Below are 24,382 nucleotides of genomic sequence, written 5' to 3'. Positions count from 1 at the left end.
CATGGAACTGGAGCCTGTCGCCGTGACCGATATCGAAAACCTCCCGCCGCGTACCGCCACCCCCGATCGTTTCAAACAGATGAGCCAGTGCCTGTTGTGGCTCAACGAGCGGGCCTGGCCGTTGACCGTGGGCATTCTGCTCATGGCCGGGGTGTACCTGTACCAGTACATCCAGGAAGAAAAGATCCCACTGAGCATCACCTCGTCGGCGGTGATCACGGCACTGCCGGTGATGTCGGCGATCCTGGTGTTCATCATCACGATCCTGGTGGCGTTTGTACTGCTGCCGATCTTCGTGCTGTTTCATCGATTCAACGATTCGCAGCGGCGCTTGAGTGACGAGCTGACCCTGGGACGCTCCACGCCCGAACAACGCAAGCGCCATATCCGCATGTTGGGCCGTTGGGCGGCCAGCCTGGTGGTGCTCGGGACGTTCTGCGCGTTGCTGAGCGTGATCGGTTCGCAAGTCTCAGGCACCTGGTACTGGGCCCTGGCGGCGTTCCTGGGCACAGTGCTGACCATCGCCATTTACTATTGGCTGCTGACATTGGGCATTGAAGGCCCACTGTCGATGGACTTTCGCTTTGCCTGCCTGATGTCCGCCTTCGTGCAGATGGGCGTGATACTCAACGTGACCATCGTGGCGATTGATATCGCGGGGCATTATGTGAGCAGTCTGTGGTGGCTGGGACCGCTGATGCTCGCGCAATTGCTGGTGCTGTGGATCATCCAGCTGCTGGGTGCGCTGTTCGTGATGAAGATGCGCAGCCATGACAACCCGGTGGCGCTGGTCGCAACGGCGGTCATGGTACTGGTCATTGTGCTCGGCATGTACCCGGGGACAGGCGCCAAGCTGGGCGGGTTCGCCTTCCAGGTGTCGGCGTCCGGCGCGCGCAACTGCACGATCCTCAACTTCGGCCCCGAGAGCAAAGGCTTCGAATCGATCACCGATCCCGACAGAGCCGGTTTCAGCCGCCCGTTGCGGGTCATCGCCGAAGCGGACGGCACGTACTTCGTACGATTGTGGAAGTCCGATACCAAGGCGGTGCAGTTCGTCCCACGTGCGGGTCTGGTGGGAGTGGATGTCTGCCCAACCGCTAAGGTGAAAACAGCTGCCGTCACAGTGACCGCCCCGACCGCTGGCTGAAGTACCATGGCGCACTCACGCCATTACTCCGCCGGGTCCAGTACCGCATGCCAGTCGCCCTGAATCGCGTCACCTCCTTGCTCGACCAGGCCCGACGCGCCTTGCTTCTGGTCTGGGGCACTTCCCGCGCGCTGTTCATCGGCCTGGTGATCGCCACCCTGATTGCCGGCATGCTGCCGGCACTGGCCGCCTGGCTGGGCCAGCGCATTGTCGATGCGGTGGTGTTCGCCATGCAGTTGCACGCGCAGCAGGGCAGTGCACCGTTGTGGCCAGTGGTGCGTTACGTGCTGTTCGAGGCGGGGGTGCTCGCCTTGTTGTCTGCGGCCCAGCGCGCGCTGTCGGTCCAGCAGTCGCTGCTGCGGGTGCAGTTGGGACAGAAGGTCAACACGATGATCCTGGAGAAAGCCCAGACCCTGTCCCTGGTGCAGTTCGAAAACTCCGAGTTCTACGACAAGCTGGTGCGCGTGCGGCGCGAGGCGTCGACCCGGCCGCTGGCGCTGGTGATGAAGTCGCTGGGGCTGATCCAGAACCTGATCATGCTGATCAGCTTCGGCGTGCTGCTGGTGCATTTTTCGCCCTGGGCCCTGGCGTTGCTGGTGGTGGGGGCGTTGCCGGTGTTCTTCGCCGAGGCGCATTTTTCCGGCGATGCGTTCCGCCTGTTCACCCGGCGCGCGCCGGAAAGCCGGCAGCAAAATTACATCGAGACCCTGCTGTCCCACGAGGCCTACATCAAGGAGGTCAAGCTGTTCGGCTTCGCGCCGCTGCTGTTGCAGCGCTATCGCGACACCTTCGCCCGTCTCTACGCCGAGGACCGACGCCTGACCCTGCGCCGCGACGGCTGGGGTTTTGTCCTCGGGTTGCTGGGCACGGGCGCGTTTTACCTGGCGTACGCCTGGGTGGTGGTCGATACCGTTCACGGCAGCATCACCCTGGGCCAGATGACCATGTACCTGGTGCTGTTCAAGCAGGGGCAATCAGCGGTGAGCAGCAGCCTCAGCGCCATCAGTGGCCTGTATGAAGATGGCCTCTACCTGTCGAGCCTGTACGAATACCTGGGCGAACCGGTAGTCGCCGACAGTGGTCATCTGACCGTAGGCGCGGTGCCGGGCGATGGCCTGCGCTTCGAGAACGTCGGCTTTCGCTATCCCGGGGCGAGTCGCGCGGCCCTGGAAGGTATCGACCTGCACCTGGTGCCGGGTCACAGCGTCGCGCTGGTTGGGGAAAACGGCTCGGGCAAGACCACCCTGATCAAACTGCTGACTCGCCTGTATCGTCCCGACCAGGGGCGTATCCTGCTCGACGGCAGCGACCTGCAAGCGTGGGAAGAAGCGGCGTTGCGGCAGCGCATTGGGGTGATTTTCCAGGACTACATCCGCTACCAGTTCACCGTCGGGGAAAATATCGGCGTGGGTGATACCCGGGCGTTCAACGATGAACAGCGTTGGCAGGCCGCTGCCAGTGAAGGCATGGCCGCACCGTTCATCGAGCAGCTGGACCGCGGTTACGCGACTCAACTGGGTCGCTGGTTTGCCGGTGGGCAGGAGCTGTCGGGCGGGCAATGGCAGAAGATTGCCTTGTCCCGTGCCTACATGCGCCGCGACGCCGATATCCTGATTCTCGACGAGCCGACCTCGGCACTCGACCCGGCAGCGGAAGCGGCGGTGTTCGAACACTTCAGCGAACACACCGCAGGGCGCATGACCCTGCTGATCTCCCACCGGTTTTCCAGCGTGCGCAATGCCGACCACATCATCGTGCTCGAACAGGGGCGGATTCTCGAACGGGGCGATCACGCCAGCCTGGTGGCGGCCAATGGGCGTTATGCGCAGCTGTTCCACCTGCAGGCCCAGGGTTACCGCTAGCCTTCAGGAGTCGTGCGCGGTCCGGGTGAGGGCAGGCCCGGCCATCTGCGGCGGCTTGGCTTGCATCAGGTTTTCCAGCGCCTGGCGGTACTGCGCACCGCCCAGGCTCATGCTGTTGTTGTGCGTTCCACCCGGCACCAGGAGCAGGCGCTTGGGTTCATTGGCGGCGTTGAACAGCTGCTGGCTGAAGCGCGACGGCATGAACGGATCGGCCAGGCCATGGACCACCAGCAAGGGCATGTCGATGTCGACGATCTTGTCGATCGAAGCGAATTTCTGCGACAGCAGCCAGCGTACCGGCAGCCATTTGACTGGCAGATTGTTATTGGCCACCTGGGCCACTGCATCGCCCAGCGAGGTGAAGGTGGACTCGATCACCAGGCCGCGCACCGGCACCGGGGCGTGGTTGTTTTTCGCCTGGGCCGCGAGGTCGGCCGCCAGGTCAATCGCCACCGCGCCGCCCAGGGAATGTCCATAGATCAGGCGCTTGCTGGCGTCGGGCTGCATCGCCGTGAAGCGCTCCCAGGCGGCACGCGCGTCTTCGTAGACGCTGGCCTCGGACGGCAGGTCGCCCTTGCTCTGGCCAAAGCCGCGGTAGTCGATGGCGAGCACCGAATAGCCCATTGCGCGCAATTGCTCGATGCGAAAGGCCTGGCCAGTCAGGTTCCAGCGCACCCCGTGCAGGTACAGGATTGACGGCGCATCACGGCGCGCCGCCGGCCACCACCAGGCGTGCAGGGATTGCCCGGCCTTGAATCCAGAGGGCTTGATGTCAAATTCCTGGACGTCCTTGGGCAGGCCCCGATACCAGCCGGCAGTCCCCGGCTCGATGCGAAACAGCAGCTCGCGCTCCTTGTGTTCCAGCACCCCGCAACTCACCGGCAGGCCGACAATCAGCGCAGCCATGCACAGCAGCGATAGCCAGCGGCGACGCAGCAGGGGGAGGAGGGAAGAGCGCATAGCGGTGATTCACCATCGGAAAAACTGAAGTTCGGGTTTTAACAGATGCGCGGCGCAGGCGGGAAAAATATCGACAGCTGACCCCAACCAATCCCGACCCCGCCGAATTCCCCGTAGCAGGTGCCGAGGCACGAAGGCTGCGTTGGGCTGCGCAGCGGCCCCCGAGGGCGGTCCTGCGGACACGCAACGCAGGCTCTTCATTTCAATCCACCTGCAACACGATCCTGCCGATGTGATCGCCCGCTTCCATCCTGACCCCACCGAAATCCCCGTAGCAGCTGCCGAGGCACGAAGGCTGCGTTGGGCTGCGCAGCGGCCCCCCGAGGGCGGTCCTGCGGACACGCAACGCAGCCTTCGTGCCTCGGCAGCTGCTACAGGCTCTTTATTTCAATCCACCTGCAGCACGATCTTGCCGATGTGATCGCCAGCTTCCATCCGCGCATGCGCCTGGGATGCCTCGGCCAGGGCAAACACCTTGTCGATCATTGGCACGCAGCGCCCGGCGGCCAGCACCGGCCAGACGTACTCGCGCAGCTGTTCGGCAATCGAGGCTTTTTCCTCCCGGGTACGCGAGCGCATCAGCGAACCGGTGATGGTTGCGCGCTTGCCGAGGATCGCCATCAGGTCGACTTCATTGGCTTTTGCGCCGCCCAGGAACCCCAGCATGACCAGGCGACCGTCCATGCCCAGCGCTGCGATGTTCTGGTTCAGGTACGAGCCGCCCATGATGTCGAGAATCACATTCACGCCTTTGCCAGCAGTCTTGTCTTGAATGACCTGGACAAAATCCTGGTCGCGATAGTTGATCGCTTCGGCGCCCAACTGGCGAATCGCCGCGCACTTGTCCTCGCTGCCCGCGGTGGCGAACGCCTTGACCCCGAACTCGCGGCACAACATCAGGGCGGTGGTGCCGATCCCGCTGGTACCGCCATGAACCAGTGCGCGCTGGCCCTTGCTGGCGCCTCCGATGTCAAACAGGTTGGCCCACACCGTGAAGAACGTTTCCGGGACGGCGGCCGCGTGAATCCAGTCCATGCCGTCGGGAATCGGCAGGGTCTGGCTGGCCGGCGCCACGCAGTATTGTGCATAGCCGCCGCCATTGGTCAGCGCGCAAACCCGGTCACCAACGATGAATTCATTGACACCCGCGCCGATCGCGACCACCTCACCGGCCACTTCCAGGCCGGGAATCGGGCTCATGCCAGGCTTCATCGGGTACTTGCCGGTGCGTTGAATCACGTCGGGGCGGTTGACCCCGGCGGCGTGCACGCGGATCAGCACTTCGCCGGCGGCTGCGGTGGGCAGTGGTTCCTGGCGCGGCTGCAAGACCTCGGGGCCGCCAGGTTGGGTGATTTCGATCAAGGTCATGGTTTGTGGCAGGGTCATGTCGGTGGCCTGTATTCAAAGGATGTAAGAGATGGGACCGTAATTTTCATCGTTTTACTGTAGGAGCTGTCGAGTGAAACGAGGCTGCGATCTTTTGATCTTGCCTTGTGTACATATCCGTTGCTGCGGTCACGGCTGATTATGGTTCCGCCCTTACGGCGGGTCACTTTTGATAGAGCGCAAAAGTAACCAAAACGCTCTTGCCCCTCCACTCGGCACCTCGCCTAGGCTCGGTGTGCCCTCACTCCGGCATTGCTCCGCGGGTCGCCGCGATGGGCCGTCCCTGGCCCAGCGCGGCTAAACCGGCATCCTTGCCGGTTTACCCGCTGCTCAATACCTGCGTTCGGCCAGCGTGGTTAATGGGGCGTCCGCGATCAACAACCGGGCCGTGGCGGCCTTCGGGCCGACCAAGGCATCAAGCCGGCGCGCTGCGCTTTTCTGGTTGTGTACATCCTCCGGGCTGGCGCCGGCCTGTAGGAGCTGTCGAGTGAAACGAGGCTGCGATCTTTTGATCTTGCTTTGCGTACATATCCTTTGCTGCGGTCACGGCTGCTTATGGTTCCGCCCTTACGGCGGGTCACTTTTGATAGAGCGCAAAAGTAACCAAAACGCTCTTGCCCCTCCACTCGGCACCTCGCCTAGGCTCGGTGTGCCCTCACTCCGGCATTGCGCAGCGGGTCGCCGCGATGGGCCGTCCCTGGCCCAGCGCGGCTAAACCGGCATCCTTGCCGGTTTACCCGCTACGCAATACCTGCGTTCGGCCAGCGTGGTTAATGGGGCGTCCGCGATCAACAACCGGGCCGTGGCGGCCTTCGGGCCGACCAAGGCATCAAGCCGGCGCGCTGCGCTTTTCTGGTTGTGTACATCCTCCGGGCTGGCGCCGGCCTGTAGGAGCTGACTCGTGAAACGAGGCTGCGATCTTTTGAGGTTAAAAACCTCCAGCACCAACGCAACCACAATGGCCCCCGCAGCAATCTCGAACAACAGCGCATGCTGCCCACCGCTGAGGTTGAACAACGCCGAATAAGCAAACCCGGCAATCGCCTGAAACGTCGCAAACGACACCGTTGCCCGGCTCCAGGCCACCTGCTGCTGGTGATGATTGGGCACCAGTTCGTGCACTCGCGCCAGAGCCAGCGGCACAATGCCTGGCGGGAAAGAGCCTAGTATCAGCGCCAACACCGCCAGCGCGCTGAAGGAACTGCTGATCGCCAACAGGCCGACGGCGAGCGCTTGCACTACCAGCACCAGGCGAATGCTCGACTTTGCGCCCAATCGGTCGGCGAGAAATCCATAGCTCACCGGCCCGATGATCGCGCCCACGCCGTACATCACCCAGATCAGCGCCCCGACGTGCGCGCCGGCGCCCAGCCCGCGGGCCACGTAGTCCACCAGGAACACCATGGCTGGGACCAGCCCGGCCGCCATGAAGGCATATTGCGCGAACAGCAGGTAGACGCCCGGATCAGTCGGAGTTTTTGCCTGTGCTGTTGGCGCAACCACTGCATCAGCCTGTACTTCTGGCGGCCAGCCGAACCAGCTGGCCGCTGTCAGCGCCAGGGCCAGCGCACCAAGGCCGAACCAGGTTTGCTGCAAGCCCAGGCTCAAAAGGGGTGGAACAATAGTCCCGGAGCCCGCGATACCCAGGCCGATACCCAGGAAGATCGCGCCGCTTGCCACGCCTCTGCGGGCTGCCGGCACGTGAGGCAACACAGTCGATGCCACCAGCACCATGATTGCGCCGCCGGCAATGCCCGACAGCAAGCGCCAGCCGAAGAACCAGGCGACCGACAACGGAAAGCCGCACGCGAAAAAGGCCAGGGTCACCGCGACCATCATCAGCCGCAGGGCGCAGGTGTTCGACGTCCGCTGCGCCAGCGGTCGGCCAATCAAGGCGCCGATCAGATACCCGACCAGGTTGGCAGCGCCCAGGTACACCACGTCGCTGGCGGAGAACCAGTGGGCCTGAATCAGCGAGGGGATCAACGGCGTGTAGGCGAACCGCGCGAGGCCGATGCTGACCAGGCTGGCGCAGAGTCCGGCGAAGATCGGCAGCCAGATGGCGCTGCGTGGGTTGGTCGAGGCGTCGTGCATGGGAAATGTCCTGGAGGTTTTTCAGGCCCTCAGGCTAGCGTGATTTATTGATGCAATAACGCAGCGTTTTTGCGTTACTGTGATGCATATATGCATCGCTAGAGGATGGGTTATCGTGAATTGGGATGATGCGCGGGTTTTTCTGGCGGTGTGCCGCGAGTCCACGCTCAGGGGCGCGGCGCGGGTTCTGGGGGTCGATCAGGCCACGGTTGGGCGGCGCATTACGGCGCTGGAGAAATCCTTGAGTGCGACGCTGTTCCTGCGCACCTCGGAAGGTTACGCGCTGACAGCCGTCGGTGAGGCCGCGCTGAAGGCGGTGGGGAAGATGGAGCAAGGGGCACTGGAGCTCGAGCGGCAGATCCAGGGCCTGGATGACCGCCTGACCGGCATCGTGCGGGTCAGCACCACCGATTCCCTGGCCATCGATTTCCTGATTCCCGCCATCGCCCGTTTGCACCAGCAGCACCCGGACGTGCGGGTGCAACTGGATGCCTCGACGCAAATCCTCAGCCTGTCGCGGCGTGAAGCAGACATCGCGGTGCGCAATACCCGGCCGGATAACCCCGACTTGATCGCCCGCCGTATCGCCCGCTGGCCGGTGGGGCTGTTCGCCGCGCAAAGCTATATCGACCGCCGCGGGCTGCCGGAGCCGGGCTCGGCGTTCGAAGGGCATGACTTGGTGGTGTATCAACCGTACCTGCAGGGCAACAAAGACATGACCCTGGTTTCAGAACCATTGAGTCGCGGGCGCATTGTCTCGAGCCTGAGCTCCAGCTTGCTGGTGCGCCGATCCATCGCTGCGGGGATCGGCCTGGGGGAAATTCCGCTGTACATGGGGGAGAGGGACGGGCTTGTGCGCCTGTGGCCCGAGCGCACTCGGCCATTGCCGTACGACGTGTGGCTGGTGACCCACGCCGACCTGCGACACACCGCGCGAGTCCGCGCGGTGATCGACGAAATAGTCGCAGGGTTTTCCACGAGCACTCACTAACCAAATCTACCCATGTAGCAGCTGGCGAAGCCTGCGTTCGAGGGCGAAGCCGTCGCAAATCCATCCGATGCGGTGTGCCTGAACCTCCGCGTCGTGGCATCCAGCGACGGCTTCGCCCTCGAACGCAGGCTTCGCCAGCTGCTACACGGGCATCGAATGTTATCGAGAGCGAAGTCGCGCAAGCCCTTACGGCATTTCCGGCAACTCTTGCGGGCGCAAATCAAACACCAGCACCTCGGCATCCACGCCATTGGTCAACGTCAACACCTGCTCGTTACGCACCCGCACTCCATCGCCTTCCTGCAACTGCACACCATTGAGCTCGACGCTGCCGCTCGCCACATGCACATAGGCATAGCGGTTGGCTGCCAGCTCCAGGGTGGCGCTTTCCTTGCCGTCGATCAGTGCCGCATACACCCGCGCATCCTGGCGCACCTTCAGCGAGCCGTGGCTGCCGTCCGGCGAAATGATCAACTGCAGGCGCCCGCGTTTTTTCTGGGTGCTGAAATGCTCCTGCTGATAACGCGGCTTTGCGCCGGCCACATCGGGCACGATCCAGATTTGCAGGAAGTGCACCGGGCGAGTGCTTGAGTGGTTGTATTCGCTGTGTGCAACGCCGTTGCCCGCACTCATCAACTGTACATCCCCAGGACGGATCACCGAGCCGGTGCCCAGGGTGTCCTTGTGCTCCAGTGCGCCTTCGAGCACATAGGAGAAAATTTCCATGTCGCGGTGCGGGTGCTGGCCAAAGCCTTTGCCGGCCGCCACGCGGTCATCGTTGATCACCAGCAGGTCGGAAAAACCCTGCTCTTTCGGGTTGCGGTAGTTGGCGAACGAAAAGGTATGGAACGACTTCAACCAACCGTGATTGGCCATGCCGCGATCAGTGGCTTTGCGAAGGGTCAGCATGATGAATTCTCCTGGGGGGACGGTGATTCGTCCGAGTGAGGAGAAGGTTAATGGTTACTGGCTGATGCAATAAGTAGATGGAAATTGAAATACTGTCGCGTTCAGGTTGACAGTAATGTGCGGCCGATCACGTTTTCCCGCCCGACATCCGACCTGTATTTGGTCATAATGCCCACATGACCTCATTGATACTGATCCCATGAAAACCGTGGCAATGGTGCTGTTCCCCGATTTCCTCCTGCTCGACATGGCCGGCCCCATGGAGGTGTTTTCCATCGCCAACCGGTACCTGGCAGCCGAGCACGCCTACGTACTCACCACTATCGGCACCGAGCCCGGCCCGCTGCGCGCTTCCAACGGCGTCAGCCTCAGCGCCGATCTGCACATTGAGCAGGCCGCTGACAGTTATGACCTGCTGCTGGTCCCCGGCGGCCCGGGCGCCTACAACGAACGGCACCCATCGTTGCTCGCCTGGTTGCCGGCGGCGACGGCCAGGGCCGGGCAGTATGGCTCGATCTGTACTGGTGCTTTTGTGCTCGGTCATGCGGGCCTGCTCGACGGCTATCGGGTGACCACTCACTGGCACTACACCGAGCGGCTGATCAAGGGTTTTCCCAAGGCGACTGTCGAGACCGATCAGATCTACGTACAGGACCGCAACCTGATCACCTCCGGTGGCGTCACGGCCGGTATCGACCTGGCGCTGTCGGTGGTCGCCGCCGACCACGGCAAGAAAGTCGCCCAGGACGTGGCCAAGGTGCTGCTGGTGGTCATGAAACGCCAGGGTGGCCAGGCGCAATTCAGTCCGCTGACGGCCGCCGTGGCGCCGCAGGAAACGGCCATCACCCGTCTGCAGAACCACGTGCTGGAACACCTCGACCAGCCATTCAGCATCGATTGCATGGCCAGCCAGGCGGCCATGAGTCCGCGGCATTTCGCCAGGGTGTTCGCCCGGGAAGTCGGCATGACGCCCATGGAATTCCTCCAGCGCGCGCGCATCGATCACGCGAGAAATCTGTTGGAAACCAGTGACTTGCCACTCAAGACCATCGCCTTCAAAAGCGGCTTCGGCAGCGTGCGCCACATGCGATTTCTGTTCAATGAAAAGCTTGGCCTGACTCCCACTCAGTATCGCGAACAGTTCAGCTGAGGCTGATTGTCCGTCCTGCGCACCCAGATGGCCGTGACACTCCCACCGCCGCAGTTGTGCTGTCACCAATGCCTGCCAAGATGGATGAGAACTAATTGCAATGGAGGCGCTGGAATCCGCATGTCGGCTTTCAGCACGTGAACTGCATGAATAGCCTCACAGATTTACACAGCGACACGGTGCTGCGCTTCGGCCCCTTCGCCTTTCACCTGCAACAACGCCTGATCCTCGACGGTGAGCGGGCGTTGCGCATGGGCGGGCGGGCCCTGGACATCCTGCAGGTGCTGGTCGAGCAGGCGGGCAGGGTGGTCGGCAAGGACCAACTGATCGCGCAGGTGTGGCCAACTTCGGTGGTCGAGGAGATCAACCTGCGGGTGCACATTGCTGCCCTGCGCCGCGCTTTGGGCGATGGGCAGAACGGCCAGCGCTACATCATCAATGTGCCCCAGCAGGGCTACAGCTTTGTCGCGCCAGTGGTGCAGGTGCCGGCGAGCACGCTAGTCGCCGTTGAAACTTCCCTGCCACCCCAGCACAACTTGCCCGCCCGACTGACCCCGGTGACCGGTCGGGATTCAGTGGTCGGCAGCCTGGTGCGGCAGTTGCCGGTCAGGCGCCAGATGACCCTGGTCGGCCCCGGTGGCGTTGGCAAAACCACCGTCGCGCTGCGGGTTGCCGAACTGCTGTTGCAGCACTATCGGGACGGCGTGTGGCGGGTGGACTTCGCGACCATCGATGATCCAGCGCGAGTGGTCGAGCATGTTCAGTGCAGCCTTGGCCTTGCGGCCGGCACGAACCTCGCTGAGTTGGCGCCGCAACATGCCTTGCTGGTGCTGGATAATTGCGAGCATGTACTCGAGCGCTGTGCTCGCCTGGTCGAACAGCTGCTGCAGGCCGCACCGCGACTATCGATTCTGGTGACCAGTCGCGAACCCCTGCAGGCCGCAGGCGAGACTGTCCAGCGCGTGTCGCCATTGGTCGTACCGCCAGCGTCGGCGCTGCACAGCGTCGAGCAGGTGATGAGTTATTCGGCGGTGCAGTTGTTTGTCAGCCGGGCACGGGCCCGCCAACAAGGTTTTACCCTGCGCGAACAGGACCTCAAGGCCGTGCGTGAAATCTGTCGGCGCCTGGATGGTTTGCCCCTGGCCATTGAGCTCGCGGCGGCGCAGATCGACGCCCTGGCGTTGGTGGGATTGCAGGCCCAGCTCGACAATTGTTTTGAGCTGTTGACCCAGGGCCGGCGTACAGCGGTGCCGCGCCATCAAACCCTCAAGGCGGCGCTGGACTGGAGTTACGACAAGCTCAGCAACCGCGAGCAGACTGTGCTGCAGCGCCTGGCCGTGTTCAAGATGTCATTCACCCTGGATGCGGCCATCGGCGTAATCAGTTGCGCGGTGCTGCGACCCGCGCAACTGTTGGCGTTGCTGGAACGGCTGGTGGCCAAGTCGCTACTGTCGCTGGAACAGGCCAACGGCTGCGTGCGTTATCGCTTCCTGCACACCACTCGCAGCTATGCGCTGGAGAAGCTTGCGCACAGCGGTTGCCTGCGAGTGTTCGAGGTGCGCCATGCCCATCACATCAGTGGCGCCCGGCGTATGTCACGGGCGCTGGAGGTCGTCGAGTAGACGCCGCGCCTGGTGCAGGTCCGGCGTGGCGAAACCTTCGGTGAAGTGCGCATAGACTGGCGCGAGCAATTGCTGCGCTTGCAGGAATCGGCCCTGACGCTGCCAGAGTTGCGCCAGGGCGGTAGCACTGCGCAATTCCCAGGCCAGGGCGCCCTGGTTTCTCGCCACATTCAGCGCCCTGACCAGCAGCGCCTCGGCATCCCGCGCCGCTTCGTCTGAATCATTGCCCGCCAGCAAGGCAACAGCCCTGGCACGGACGATTTCCGCCGTACACCAACCGGCCATCCCGCTCTCGGCCCGCAACACCAGCGCTTCATCAACCCGCCCGGCATCCAGCGTGAGCATGATCTCCCTGATCAACCCTGAACCCGCTGGCGCGCCAGTCGGCACTGAGTCGGGGTCGATCACCTGCGCGTACTCGCGCGCCCAGTTATAGAACAGCAGCACCGAGTGCTTCTGCGCTTGCTGCAGCAGCATGTGCAACAGTTCGCGGGCGCTGGAGGAATCGCCGTTGTAGTGCGCGATCAGGCAGCCGGCGAGCGCCAGGGTGTAGCAGATGGACGTGCCATGGTTGATCTGCAGCGCGACGTCCAGCGCCTGTCGAGCCGTGCGCCAGGCTTGTTCGGGCTGACCCTGGACCCAGAGGATGCGCGCCAGAATGGTCAGCGCCGCCACGCTCTGATCGTATTGCACGCCGAAGCCGTGAGTGAAGCGGTTGAGGTGGCCACTCTGGGTCATGCGCTGCAGCACCTGTTCGGCGTTCACCCGCGCCATGCGCTGATTGCCCACGAAGTGCAGGGCGAGCACCCGCAGGCGGTGCGCGCTCAAGTCCAGCAGCGGGTCACCGTGGCGGCCGAGGCGCTCGAATTGCTGGCTCTGTTCCAGCGCGCTCTGATAATTGCCACAACTGAGGTTGACCGCCATGTACCCCGACACCGCGCGCAGTTCGCCGGCGACATCGTTGCGCGCCCTGGCCAGGGACATGGCGCTGACGAACGCGGCGATGGTCTCATCGGTGCCGCCCTGGGTGTGGTAGCAGGCGCTGCCGAGTGCGAGGTTGAGGCTTATCCTCAGTTGCGGGCAAGGCTGCGGATCTGCGTCGAGCAATGCCAGCGCCTTGCGCACGTAGGCGCCGTGTTCCTTGAGCAGCGACAGCTCCTGCCACAGCGGCGTGGAAGCCGCGGCCAGGGTGACCGCCAGTGCTTGGGGGCCGGCGGCGTGCAAACCCCAATCGAGGGCGCAGCGGATGTCCGCCAGGCTGCGGGCATAACGCTCGATCCAGCGGCCAGTCGAAATCACTTCCCAGTCAGTCCGTGCCTGCTGCATCAGGGCCAGGCACCGTGCGCCGTGCCGGGCGCGGGTGTCCAGCAGATCGCCGGCCTGTTCGAGTTTTTCCAGGGCATAGCCGCGGGTCAGGTCGAGCAGGCGGTAAAACACTTCTTCGTCGCCGACTTCCACATTGAGCAGCGACTTGGCGACCAGTTGCGTGATCGAGGCAAACACCTCACCGGGCTCGATATGTTCGCCGACGATCACCGCAGCCGCGGACTCCAGGGTGAAGCCACCGCGAAACACCCCGAGTCGGCGCAAGCACACCTGCTCGCAGGGGCTTAACAGTGCAAAGCTCCAGTCCAGGGTGGCGCGCAAAGTCTGATGGCGGGCCAGGGTCAGATGACTGTCCTGGGTCAGCAGGCGAAAGCTGCTCTGCAGTTGGGCCAGCAAAGTGCTCAAGCCAAAGCGGCCAACCTGCGCCGCCGCCAGTTCAATGGCCAGCGGAATGCCGTCGAGGCGCTGGCAGATATCGACCAGTTCGGGCAATTGCGTGTCGTGCAGTTCGAAGGTGTCCTGGCTGGCCATGGCCCGTTCGACGAACAGTTGCAGCGCGGAAAAGCTCAGCGCCTGGTTGCGATCCAGCACCGCGTCGGGTGGCGGCCAGTCCAGCGGTTCCAGGCGTTGCACGAACTCACCCTCGGCTCGCAGGCCCTCGCGGCTGGTGGCCAGGATGTGCACGTACGGGGCACCGCGCAGGAGGCTCTCGCAGAGCAGGGCAATGGCATCGACCAGGTGCTCGCAGTTGTCGATGACCAGGAGCATCTGCCGCTCGCGCAGGAAGTCCACCAGGCTGTCCGTCGGCTCACCGTTGTGCACGGAAAGGTCGAGGAGGGTGGCCAGGTGCGCGGCGATCATCGTCGGATCGTTGATCGGCGCCAGGTCCAGCAGGCGAATGCCGTCGCGGTAGTGGCCGATCAGTTGCTCGGCGACGCGCAGGGCGACAGTGGTCTTGCCGATCCCCCCGGGACCGACCAGGGTGATAAAGCGCTGGCGCGAGAGTTGCGTCACCAGGCGATCGACCACCACCTGGCGCCCGATCAGACGAGTGCGTCGCACGGGCAGGTTGTGCCGGCTGCGTTCGACTTCTTCAGGCGCCGGCTGTTGCTCGAACGGCGCCATCGAATAGGGCGCGACAAAACTGTAGCCGCGCTGCGCAACCGTGACGATGTAGCGCTGCCCGGCCTGGCCATCGCCCAGGGCCTTGCGCAGCGCCGCCATATGCACTCGCAGGTTGATGTCTTCCACCACGCTGTCGGGCCACACCCCGGCGATCAACGTCTGCTTGCTGACCACATTGCCGGCGTGTTCCAGCAGGATCAGCAGGATATCCAGGGCGCGCCGGCCGAGCCGCAGCGGTTGGTTGCCCTCCAGCACCAGGCGACGTTCGGGGTAGATCCGATAGGGGCCGAAATGGATGGCCTGTTCGGGGGAAAGGGTCACGCGCTCACTCCTGCTTGCGTACGTCTGGTACGCGGTTTGCGAGCATATTCCCGAGGTTTGCCCGGCAACGCAACGGGGCGTTGGGCGAGTCTGCTGGAAGGCGCACAATTAACAACGTTTAACTCGTCGCCATCGTGGTCCGGGCCGGACACTCTGAGGCCAAAGTTCGACATCCCGACCTCGGTGGTGCACGGCGATTTCCGTTGTAGCAGCTGTCGAGCCTGCGAGGCTGCTTTGCCCGATGTATGTAGCAGCTGTCGAGCCTGCGAGGCTGCGTTCGGCTGCGCAGCAGTCGCAAAACCTGAGAATGCGGTGTTTCAGGAATACCGCGTGTGCAGGATTGACGACTGCTGCGCAGCCGAACGCAGCCTCGCAGGCTCGACAGCTGCTACAAGGGCAACGCAGCCTTGCAGCGCGTCAGCTGTTACGCCGACGCCCTGAGCTGCGGAACAGCGGGCAATGAACGCACCGTGCGGCAGCGCCACGCGAATGGGTTGATGCCTTCGCTGCGGGTGAAGATATGGCAAAAATGTGCCTGGTCGCAGAAGCCGCACTCCAGGCTGATTTGCGTCAGTGTGAGGTCGGTAGTCTGGATCAGCTGCTTGGCGCGAGCGAGGCGTTGCTGGCGAATCCAGTCCTGGGGCGACAGCCCGGTGCTGCACTTGAACGCGCGGGAGAAATGACTGCGGGAGAGGGCGCATGCGCGCGCCAGGTCGGCGACTTCGACCGTCTCGCTCAAGCGGTCGAGGATCAACTGCTTGGCCAGGCTTTCACGCCATGGGGTCAGGCCGCCGGTGTTCTTCTTGCGCGATTCGGTGACGGTCGCGCAGGCGATTGTTTGCTGAGATTGAGCCATGGGCAATGTCCGGGTCGGTATAGCGCATTCTTCGGCGGGAGGCTCTGGCTGGCGAGTTAAACGTTGTTAATTGAGTGTTTACTCCGGGCGTCCCGGAGAAAAATCAGCCACAATCGCGAGCTCACTCACCAGGGAACCGTGCCCAATGAACCGTAACGATCTGCGCCGAGTCGACATGAACCTGCTGGTGATTTTCGAAGCCTTGATGTTCGAAAAGAACCTGACTCGCGTCGCAGAAAAACTGTTCATGGGCCAACCGGCAGTCAGTGCGGCACTGGGCAGATTGCGCGACCTGTTCGACGATCCGTTGCTGTTGCGCAATGGCCGGGGCATGGAACCCACCGCCCGGGCACTGGCGATTCTCAAGGAGCTGCAGCCGGCGATGGACACCATCTCCGGTGCGGTCAGCCGGGCCAAGGAGTTCGACCCGGCGACCAGCTGCGATGTGTTTCGCATCGGCCTGTCGGACGACGCCGAGTTCGGCTTGTTCCCGCCACTGCTGACGCAACTGCGCGAGGAAGCACCGGGGATCATCGTCGTGGTACGGCGGGCGAATTACCTGTTGATGCCGGCGCTGCTGGCCTCCGGCGAAATCTCGGTCGGGGTCAGCTACACCACGGACCTGCCCGCCAATGCCAAGCGCAAGACCCTGCGCGACATTCCCTGCAAGGTGCTGCGCGGCGACAAGCGCCCAGGCACGCTGACCCTGGATGAATACTGCGAAAGGCCCCATGCCATGGTCTCGTTTTCCGGTGACCTGAGTGGCAACATCGACCTCGACCTGGCGAAGATCGGGCGCAATCGTCGGGTGGTCCTGGGCGTGCCCCAGTTCAGTGGCCTGCGCGCCTTGCTGGCCGGCACCGAGATGATTGCGACCGTGCCGGATTACGCGGCCTGCGCACTGGTCGAAGGCTGCGCCCTGCGCGCTGAAGACCCGCCATTCCCGATCGAGGCGGCGCAGCTTTCCATGGCCTGGAGCGGGGTGCACGACAACGACCCGGCAGAACGCTGGTTGCGCTCGCGGATCAGCGACTTCATGGGGCGGCCACTGCCCATCGAGGCATAAACACTCTCTCTGTGGGAGCGAAGGCAGCCTGACCCACCGCTATCGCGAGCAGGCTCACTCCTACAGTTGACCTGGGTGGTGCAGATATCCCGCGCCCGCCACAAATCCCCTGTAGGAGTGAGCCTGCTCGCGATAGCAATCTCCAGCCAAGCCCAGGAAACCAGAACAGCACATACATCCAATTCCCTCGCCAATTCTCCCGGCACTATTACCTTCAGGTCCCGGCACTGCGCTGCCGGCAGTTTTCCCCACCTGCAGGTAGTCCATGAACGATCCGCGCCAGGCACAACCCACCCCATCCCACACTCCCGCGCGCGGCTTCGAAGAGGTCGTGACCCTGGTGATCAAGCACCGGGTCAAGGCCGGTTTCGAAGCGCCCTATGAAGCCTGGTTGCGCAACATCGTCAGCATCGCCGGGCAGCAGGATGGGCACTTGGGCGTGGATGTGATACGCGGCAAAAACGCCGGCCTCGACCTGTACACCTGCGTGCTGCGGTTCTGCTCCACGGACGCCATGCAGCGCTGGCTCGATTCGCCGCAACGGCTGGCGCTGGTCAACGAAGCCACGCCGATGCTCGCCGACGGCGACCAGACCGAAGTCAATCCGGTCAACGAATTCTGGTTTGCACCGCAAGCTGAAGCGGCGCCTCCACCGCGCTGGAAGCAGGCTGTAGTGACGTTGCTGGTGATTCTGCCGCACACCTTGCTGGTGCCATTGCTCTGGGGGCCGCTGCTGCAGCTCAACGCCTTGCTCTCCAATTACGTGGTGGCAACGTTCCTGATCACCCTCACCATCGTGGTTTCGGTGGTGTACCTGTTCATGCCGATGGCGACGCGCCTGTTCGCGCCCTGGCTGTCTCACACTTCTGAGCCCAAGGAAAACCAATGAACGCCGATCTGATTCTGTTCAACGGCCAATTTCATACCGTCGACCGGGAGAACCCGCGCGCCAGTGCGGTGGCCGTCAGCGAAGGCCGTTTCATCGCCGTCGGCACCGATGCCCAGGCCATGGCCCTGCGCGGTGCGCATACCCAGGTCATCGACCTCAAGGGCCGCTGCGTCATACCGGGGCTCAACGACTCGCACCTGCACCTGATCCGTGGCGGCCTGAACTACAACCTCGAGCTGCGCTGGGAGGGCGTGCCGTCGGTGGCCGATGCCCTGCGCATGCTCAAGGAACAGGCCGACCGTACGCCGACCCCGCAATGGGTGCGGGTGGTGGGTGGCTGGAACGAATTCCAGTTCGCCGAGAAGCGCATGCCGACCCTGGAAGAACTCAACCAGGCCGCGCCGGATACCCCGGTGTTCGTGCTGCACCTGTACGACCGCGCCTTGCTCAACCGTGCCGCCCTGCGAGTGGCGGGCTACACCCGTAACACCCCGAACCCGCCAGGCGGCGAGATTGTCCGGGATGCCAACGGCGAGCCGACCGGCATGCTGGTGGCACGTCCCAACGCGATGATTCTGTACTCGACCCTGGCCAAGGGGCCGAAGTTGCCGCTGGAGTATCAGGTCAACTCGACCCGCCAGTTCATGCGCGAGCTCAATCGCCTGGGCCTGACCAGCGCGATCGATGCCGGTGGCGGTTTCCAGAATTACCCGGACGACTATGAAGTGATCGAGCAGCTGGCCAAGGACCAGCAGTTGACCATTCGCATCGCCTACAACCTGTTCACCCAGAAGCCCAAGGAAGAGCTCAGCGACTTCAAGAACTGGACCAGCAGCGTGACCCTGCACCAGGGCGACGACTTCCTGCGGCACAACGGCGCCGGGGAGATGCTGGTGTTCTCGGCGGCGGATTTCGAAGACTTCCTCGAACCGCGTCCGGACCTGCCGCAGACCATGGAAGATGAACTCGAACCGGTGGTGCGCCACCTCGTCGAGCAACGCTGGCCGTTCCGCCTGCACGCCACCTACAACGAATCCATCAGCCGCATGCTCGACGTGTTCGAGAAGGTCAACCGCGACATCCCGTTCAACGGCTTGCCGTGGTTCTTCGATCACGCTGAAACGATCACCCCGCACAACATCGAGCGGGTGAGGGCGCTGGGCGGTGGTATCGCGATCCAGGATCGCATGGCGTTCCAGGGCGAGTATTTCGTCGAGCGTTACGGCGCCAAGGCGGCCGAGGCCACGCCGCCGATCAAGCGCATGCTGGCCGAAGGCGTGCCGGTCGGCGCTGGCACCGATGCCACGCGGGTGTCCAGCTACAACCCGTGGACTTCCCTGTACTGGATGGTCAGCGGTCGCACCGTCGGTGGCCTGGAGCTGCACAGCGAAGGGCTCTCGCGGCAGACCGCGCTGGAACTGTTCACCCACGGCAGCGCCTGGTTCTCCTCCGAACAGGGCAAGAAAGGCATGATCAAGGTCGGTCAGCAAGCCGACCTGGCCGCCCTGAGCGCAGATTTTTTCAACGTCGATGAAGAAGCCATCAAGTGGATCGAGTCGGTGTTGACCGTGGTCGGTGGCAAGGTGGTGTATGCCGCCGGTGACTTCGAAAAACTCGGGCCGGCCAGCGTGCCGGTACTGCCGGACTGGTCACCGGTGGTGAAAGTCCCCGGCCACTGGCGCCCGACTTCAACGGTCCAGGCCCAGGTCCATCATTGCAGCGGGCCTTGCGGCGTGCATGCCCACAGCCACGATCGAGCGCGCTTGTCGAACGCGCCGGTCAGTGATTTTGCCGGTTTCTGGGGCGCCTTTGGCTGCTCGTGTTTCGCTTTCTGAGCACTTTCCGATCGCGCCGGCCCCAGGTCGGCGCGGCACGTAATACCCATCCAACGAGGAGTTTCACATGAGCAATGTTCCGTACAAGCGCCTGAACAAAGATGAAGCCGTGGTGCTGCTGGTCGACCACCAGACCGGCCTGATCTCGCTGGTCCAGGATTTCTCGCCGAACGAATTCAAGAACAACGTGCTGGCCCTGGGCGACGTGGCCAAGTTCTTCAAACTGCCGACCATCCTCACCACCAGCTTCGAAAACGGTCCTAACGGCCCGATGGTTCCGGAGCTCAAGGAGCAGTTCCCGGACGCGCCGTACATTCCTCGCCCTGGCCAGATCAACGCCTGGGACAACGAAGATTTCGTCAAGGCGGTCAAGGCCACCGGGCGCAAGCAACTGATCATCGCCGGCGTCGTGACCGACGTCTGCGTGACCTTCCCGACGCTCTCGGCGCTGGCTGAAGGCTTCGAAGTGTTTGTGGTGACCGATGCATCCGGCACCTTCAACGAAACCGTGCAACAAGCCGCCTGGGCGCGCATGGCTGCGGCTGGCGCGCAGCTGGTCAACTGGTTCTCGGTGGCCTGCGAGCTGCAGGGCGACTGGCGCAACGACATGGAAGGCCTGGCCAACCTGCTGTCGCCGCGTATTCCAAACTATCGCAACCTGATGAACAGCTACTCGGTGCTGAGCTCGAAATAAGCCTTTCCGGCCAACACCCATAACCTGTGGGAGCGGGCTTGCTCGCGAAAGCGCTGGATCAGTCACTCATGAAGTGTCTGTGCCGGCGCCTTCGCGAGCAAGCCCGCTCCCACAATGTCTTGCTTCAGCTTTGACGTTTTTGCAGCCAGCCCAAAAACCCACCTTTCTTCATCGGCAGCGGCTTGGCCATCAGCGCCAATCGACTGTTCTGCTGCCGCACCGCCTGCAGTTTATTCAACGCCCGACCCACTTCCACACGCTCCTCCATGCACTGGCGGGCCAGGGACTTGTCGATGCGGTAAATGATGCACGAGGTCAACGTGGTAAACGTGGCCTGGGACGGTGTATCCGTGAGAATGCTCTGCTCGCCCATCACCTCGCTCGGGCCCATGCGCCCAGCTTCGGTTTGCCCGGCACCATCAGGCACGCTGGCGCTGACCACTCCGGTGGCGATCACCATCAGGCTATCCGGCACATCGCCCAATTCCAGCACCACCTGGCCTGCAGCGTATTGCTGCGCAACCATCGAGCGAGCCATTGCGTCGCGTTCCTCTTCACTCAGGGAGCGGAATACTTTGACTTCATCCAGCAATGCACGGGCGCGGGTGGTGGGTTCGATGACGCCGTCGGGGTGGCGGGAAATCCCGGCCGCTTCCAGGTGCCGATGCGCCAGGTCAAACAACTGGTTGCGCACTTCACTCTTCTTGCCCAGCTCGGCAATGAAGCCGCTGGCCACGTACTCCGACATGGTTTCCCCGGCTTCCTTGAGCACGGCTTTCGGCGCCGGATTGAGCAGCAGGCTGCAGCTGCCTTGCAGGGTGCGATCCAGGGCATCCAGCACGCGGCGCGGACGGATGTGATTGGGCACCTGGATGCTGATCGATACACCGTGCATGTTGCTCGGCCGACTCAGGTTGACGATTTTTGCCTTGGCCGCCACCGAGTTCGGCACCACCGCCGTACTGCCGGCACTGGTCAACATATGCGTGGCGCGCCAGTCGATGTCGAGGACCTTGCCTTCGACTCCGTCGATCATGATCCAGTCATCCACCTGATAAGGCTTGGTGGTGTTGAGCACGATCCCGGAGAACACGTCGCTCAACGTGCTTTGCAACGCCAGGCCGACGACGATCGCCACCACCCCGGAGGTCGCCAGCAAACCTTTGACCGGCAGCTCCAGCACGTAGCCCGCCGCAGCGACGATGGCGATCAGGAACACCAGGGCGCCAATCACGTCCTGCAGCAACCGGCCGCTGTGCCCGATGCGCCGCACCAGGACCAGGCCAATAACCTCGGTGAGTACTCGCGCCGCATACAGCCACCAGAGAATCCCCAGCGCCGTCGCGCCCAACTGCGTCACGCGATCGTCGGCAAACTGCGGCGCCTGCAACGGGCTGACGCCAGCGTTGATGATCAGCGCGCTGAACCCCAGGAACAACCCCAGGCGCACAGCGACACGAACCACGCGATGCTGGAACGGCGCGAGGTGCCAGAGCAGGGTGTCGATCACCAGCAGCAAGGCGCTCAACGACAGCAGGTGGGCGAGGACAAAAGACATGGAGAACTCCGGATGGCTGGACTGATAACGCAAAACCGCTTTCGTAGGAGCCCGGCTTGCCGGCGATGGCGATTTCTAGGACGTCATCGCTGGCAAGCCAGGCTCCTACAGGGATTGGGGTGTATGCGGGATAGGGATTGCCACAAATCCGTAGGAGCCCGGCTTGCCGGCGATGGCGTATTCCAGACCGCTATCGCCGGCAAGCCGGACTCCTACGAAAAGCGCAGGTGGCGCATCCTCAATTCAAATGAGTCTTCAATTCCAGCGCCGCCTGCCGTACTGCCGCCTGTACCTCCGGAATCTGGCTGAGCGGGTTCAGCAGCCCGAAGTCATGGATCATCCCGTTGTAGCGCACCGCCGTGACCGGCACCCCGGCCGCGTCCAGGTGACGGGCGTAGGCTTCACCTTCGTCGCGCAGCACGTCGAACTCGGCGGTCTGGACCAGTGCGGCGGGCAAACCCTTGAGCTGTTCGGCGCTGGCCTGCAATGGCGAGGCGTGGATCTGCGCGCGCTCGGTGGGGTTGGTGGTGTAGCTGTCCCAGAACCAGTTCATCATGCCCTTGGTCAGGAAGTGGCCCTCGGCAAATTGCTGGTATGAACCGCTGTCGAAGGCGGCGTTGGTCACCGGCCACATCAGCAACTGGAAGCGCAGGGCCGGGGTTTGCTGTTCCTTGGCCATCAAGGCGACGACCGCCGCCATGTTGCCGCCGACGCTGTTGCCCGCCACGGCGAGGCGCTTGCCATCGACGCCGATCTCCTTGCCGTGCTCGGCGACCCAACGGGTCGCAGCGTAGGCCTGATTGATCGCAGTCGGGTAGTGCGCTTCCGGGGACGGCGTGTAGTCGACATACACCGCAACGGCGCCGGAGCCCACCACCAGGTCACGGATCAGTCGCTGGTGAGTCGGATAATCCCCCAGGACCCAACCGCCACCGTGGAAGAACATGAACACCGGCAACTCACCTTTAACCTTGGCCGGACGCACGATCTTCAGGTTGATGGTCTGCCCATCGACCTTGATGGCCCGGTCGCTGACCGCGACGCCCGACAAGTCGACCTTCACCGAGTTCTGCGCTCCGGTCAGGACCGCCCGTGCATCCTTGGGGCTCAACTGCTCAAGCGGTTTGCCACCACCTGCCGCGAGGGCTTCGAGAAATGCCTGGGTGTTGTGCTCAACACCTGGGCTGCCCGCCGCGAAGGCGTTACCGACAGCGAGGGCGAGGAGAGAAGCGGTCAGGGTCTTGGTGACGATGTTCATCAAATAATTCCTTTTCGTTGGGAGATGCGGTCCGTAGGAGCTGCCGAAGGCTGCGATCTTTTGATCTGGTGTTGCACGACCTTGAGTCAAAAGATCGCAGCCGCCAGCAGCTCCTACATGTCTGGTGTGAACATAGATTAATAGGGTGTCAGGAAGGGAAAAAGCGGCTATAAAGTGTTTGACTGTCAACCAGGAAGTGACAATGAACCCTTTTGAAGATATGCGGATTTTCTGCCAGGTCATGGACTCCGGCAGCTTCACTGCTGCGGCCGATCAGTTGGGGCTGTCCAAGCAGTTCGTCAGCCGTCGGTTGATGCAACTGGAAGAGCGCCTGGGCGTACGGCTGCTCAACCGCTCGACCCGGCGCCTGGACGTCACGCCCCTGGGGCAGAGTTACTACGAGTCGGCCCTGCGCCTGCTCGGTGAAGTCGAACAGGTGGAGCAGGGCATCGCCGGCCAGACCACGGAGCCGCGCGGCACCATCCGCGTGAGTGCGCCGTTGTCTTTCGCCCTGGCACACCTGGGGTGCTTGCTGCCGCTATTCCTGCAGCGCTACCGGGACGTCACGGTGGAGGTGGACCTGAGCGACCGGCCGGTGGACTTGCTCAGCGAGGGTTACGACCTGGCGTTGCGCATCGGGATCCTGGAAGACTCGACGCTGATCGCCCGGCGCATCGCCGCAATCCAGCGCGTGTATTGCGCCAGCCCTGAGTACCTGGCCGAGCGCGGCACGCCGCGCAAACCGGAAGACCTGCATGTGCATGATTGCCTGCCATACGGCCACGGCCGCCAGGTGCAATGGCGCTTCGAGGGTGTGGGCAAGCCTTTGGCCGTCCAGGTTACCGGGCGCATGCGGGTCAACAACGGCGAGTTGCTCAGGGATGCGGCGGTTGCCGGGATGGGCATCACCTATCTACCGACTTTCATCGTGGGAGCGGCATTAAAAGAGGGCAGGCTGGTGCCGGTGCTGGATGAGTTCCGGCCTGAGCCGTTGCTGTTGTCGGCGGTGTACCCGCAGCATCGCCAGGGTTCGAGGCCGGTGCAGGCGTTGATCGAGTTTTTGCGCGAGCGGTTGGAGGGGGCTGAAGGGCCGCCGGCCTGAGATCCACGATGCTGAGGAAGCGCCCCCAAAATGGTCGGGGTGTATGGGGGATTGGGGTTTGCCACAAATCCGTAGGAGCCCGGCTTGCCGGCGATGGCGATCTTGCGGGCGGCATCGCTGGCAAGCCAGGCTCCTACAGGGTAGTTGCTAGTCAGGACCTTTTGTCATCACCTGGTTCGCCGCCGACGTGCACGCCGTGATCGTCACCGACTTCGCCTGAGCGATGAACGC

General features: G+C 63.2%; 18 protein-coding genes. 10 read left to right on the top strand and 8 right to left on the bottom strand.

Going from position 1 to position 24,382, the window contains the following annotated elements:
- The first annotated feature begins 1 nt into the window (after position 1).
- Both ORL50_RS24810 and ORL50_RS24805 read left to right on the top strand, forming a co-directional pair.
- Positions 2-1,147 (top strand): hypothetical protein, encoded by a 1,146-nt coding sequence (locus tag ORL50_RS24810; RefSeq protein ID WP_266018904.1) that lies wholly within the window; start codon positions 2-4, stop codon positions 1,145-1,147.
- A 47-nt stretch (positions 1,148-1,194) separates the two neighbouring features.
- The gene (locus tag ORL50_RS24805) at positions 1,195-3,009 is read left to right on the top strand and encodes an ABC transporter ATP-binding protein (protein ID WP_266018902.1); all 1,815 of its coding nucleotides are present in this window, start codon (positions 1,195-1,197) and stop codon (positions 3,007-3,009) included.
- 3 nt (positions 3,010-3,012) lie between these two features.
- Here the strand turns inward: ORL50_RS24805 and ORL50_RS24800 are convergent, their stop codons facing one another.
- The 3 genes from ORL50_RS24800 to ORL50_RS24790 form a co-directional block, all read right to left on the bottom strand.
- Positions 3,013-3,969 (bottom strand): alpha/beta hydrolase, encoded by a 957-nt coding sequence (locus ORL50_RS24800; RefSeq protein ID WP_266018900.1) that lies wholly within the window; start codon positions 3,967-3,969, stop codon positions 3,013-3,015.
- Between the two features lie 387 nt (positions 3,970-4,356).
- Positions 4,357-5,355 carry an NAD(P)H-quinone oxidoreductase gene (locus tag ORL50_RS24795; RefSeq protein WP_266018899.1) on the bottom strand — a complete coding sequence of 333 codons (999 nt, stop codon included), beginning with the start codon at positions 5,353-5,355 and terminating at the stop codon, positions 4,357-4,359.
- 711 nt (positions 5,356-6,066) lie between these two features.
- Positions 6,067-7,449: a YbfB/YjiJ family MFS transporter gene (locus ORL50_RS24790; protein WP_266018897.1), complete on the bottom strand. Its 1,383-nt coding sequence runs from the start codon at positions 7,447-7,449 to the stop codon at positions 6,067-6,069.
- 115 nt (positions 7,450-7,564) lie between these two features.
- On the opposite strand from ORL50_RS24790, the gene ORL50_RS24785 reads away from it, so the two are divergent.
- Positions 7,565-8,440, top strand: coding sequence for a LysR family transcriptional regulator (locus ORL50_RS24785; RefSeq protein WP_266018896.1), 876 nt, complete (start codon positions 7,565-7,567; stop codon positions 8,438-8,440).
- Between the two features lie 186 nt (positions 8,441-8,626).
- Here ORL50_RS24785 and ORL50_RS24780 read toward each other — a convergent pair whose 3' ends face one another.
- On the bottom strand, positions 8,627-9,349 hold the full coding sequence (locus ORL50_RS24780; protein WP_266018895.1) for a pirin family protein: 723 nt from the start codon (positions 9,347-9,349) through the stop codon (positions 8,627-8,629).
- A gap of 199 nt (positions 9,350-9,548) precedes the next feature.
- Here ORL50_RS24780 and ORL50_RS24775 point away from each other — a divergent pair, with 199 nt between their 5' ends.
- On the top strand, positions 9,549-10,499 hold the full coding sequence (locus ORL50_RS24775; protein WP_266018894.1) for a GlxA family transcriptional regulator: 951 nt from the start codon (positions 9,549-9,551) through the stop codon (positions 10,497-10,499).
- A gap of 146 nt (positions 10,500-10,645) precedes the next feature.
- Positions 10,646-12,121, top strand: a complete 1,476-nt coding sequence (locus ORL50_RS24770) for an ATP-binding protein (protein WP_266018893.1) — start codon at positions 10,646-10,648, stop codon at positions 12,119-12,121.
- Here ORL50_RS24770 and ORL50_RS24765 read toward each other — a convergent pair.
- Positions 12,095-14,893, bottom strand: coding sequence for an ATP-binding protein (locus tag ORL50_RS24765; RefSeq protein WP_266018892.1), 2,799 nt, complete (start codon positions 14,891-14,893; stop codon positions 12,095-12,097). The two genes, ORL50_RS24770 and ORL50_RS24765, sit on opposite strands and share 27 nt — an antisense overlap.
- A 424-nt stretch (positions 14,894-15,317) precedes the next feature.
- The gene (locus ORL50_RS24760) at positions 15,318-15,749 is read right to left on the bottom strand and encodes a helix-turn-helix domain-containing protein (RefSeq protein ID WP_266018891.1); all 432 of its coding nucleotides are present in this window, start codon (positions 15,747-15,749) and stop codon (positions 15,318-15,320) included.
- 145 nt (positions 15,750-15,894) lie between these two features.
- Between ORL50_RS24760 and ORL50_RS24755 the strand changes: the two genes are divergently transcribed.
- From ORL50_RS24755 to ycaC, 4 genes are all read left to right on the top strand, one after another.
- Positions 15,895-16,815, top strand: a complete 921-nt coding sequence (locus ORL50_RS24755; protein WP_266018890.1) for a LysR substrate-binding domain-containing protein — start codon at positions 15,895-15,897, stop codon at positions 16,813-16,815.
- A 265-nt stretch (positions 16,816-17,080) separates the two neighbouring features.
- Positions 17,081-17,704 carry an antibiotic biosynthesis monooxygenase gene (locus ORL50_RS24750; protein ID WP_266018889.1) on the top strand — a complete coding sequence of 208 codons (624 nt, stop codon included), beginning with the start codon at positions 17,081-17,083 and terminating at the stop codon, positions 17,702-17,704.
- Positions 17,701-19,539, top strand: a complete 1,839-nt coding sequence (locus tag ORL50_RS24745; protein WP_266018888.1) for an amidohydrolase — start codon at positions 17,701-17,703, stop codon at positions 19,537-19,539. The genes ORL50_RS24750 and ORL50_RS24745 overlap by 4 nt, the downstream gene beginning before the upstream one ends.
- Positions 19,540-19,606: 67 nt before the next feature.
- Positions 19,607-20,233, top strand: a complete 627-nt coding sequence (gene ycaC, locus ORL50_RS24740) for an isochorismate family cysteine hydrolase YcaC (RefSeq protein ID WP_266018887.1) — start codon at positions 19,607-19,609, stop codon at positions 20,231-20,233.
- 124 nt (positions 20,234-20,357) lie between these two features.
- On the opposite strand, the gene ORL50_RS24735 is transcribed toward ycaC, so the two are convergent.
- Together ORL50_RS24735 and ORL50_RS24730 are read right to left on the bottom strand one after the other, a co-directional pair.
- Positions 20,358-21,791, bottom strand: coding sequence for a mechanosensitive ion channel family protein (locus ORL50_RS24735; protein ID WP_266018885.1), 1,434 nt, complete (start codon positions 21,789-21,791; stop codon positions 20,358-20,360).
- 238 nt (positions 21,792-22,029) lie between these two features.
- Positions 22,030-23,049, bottom strand: a complete 1,020-nt coding sequence (locus ORL50_RS24730; protein ID WP_266018884.1) for an alpha/beta hydrolase — start codon at positions 23,047-23,049, stop codon at positions 22,030-22,032.
- A gap of 202 nt (positions 23,050-23,251) precedes the next feature.
- On the opposite strand from ORL50_RS24730, the gene ORL50_RS24725 reads away from it, so the two are divergent.
- On the top strand, positions 23,252-24,151 hold the full coding sequence (locus ORL50_RS24725) for a LysR family transcriptional regulator (RefSeq protein ID WP_266018883.1): 900 nt from the start codon (positions 23,252-23,254) through the stop codon (positions 24,149-24,151).
- The last annotated feature ends 231 nt before the right edge of the window (positions 24,152-24,382 follow it).

The organism is Pseudomonas sp. RIT-562, assembly GCF_026241895.1.
Classification (GTDB): Bacteria; Pseudomonadota; Gammaproteobacteria; order Pseudomonadales; family Pseudomonadaceae; genus Aquipseudomonas; species Aquipseudomonas mandelii_F.
The sequence above is the reverse complement of the archived record's forward strand: the minus strand, read 5'-3'. Positions and strand labels throughout refer to the sequence as shown.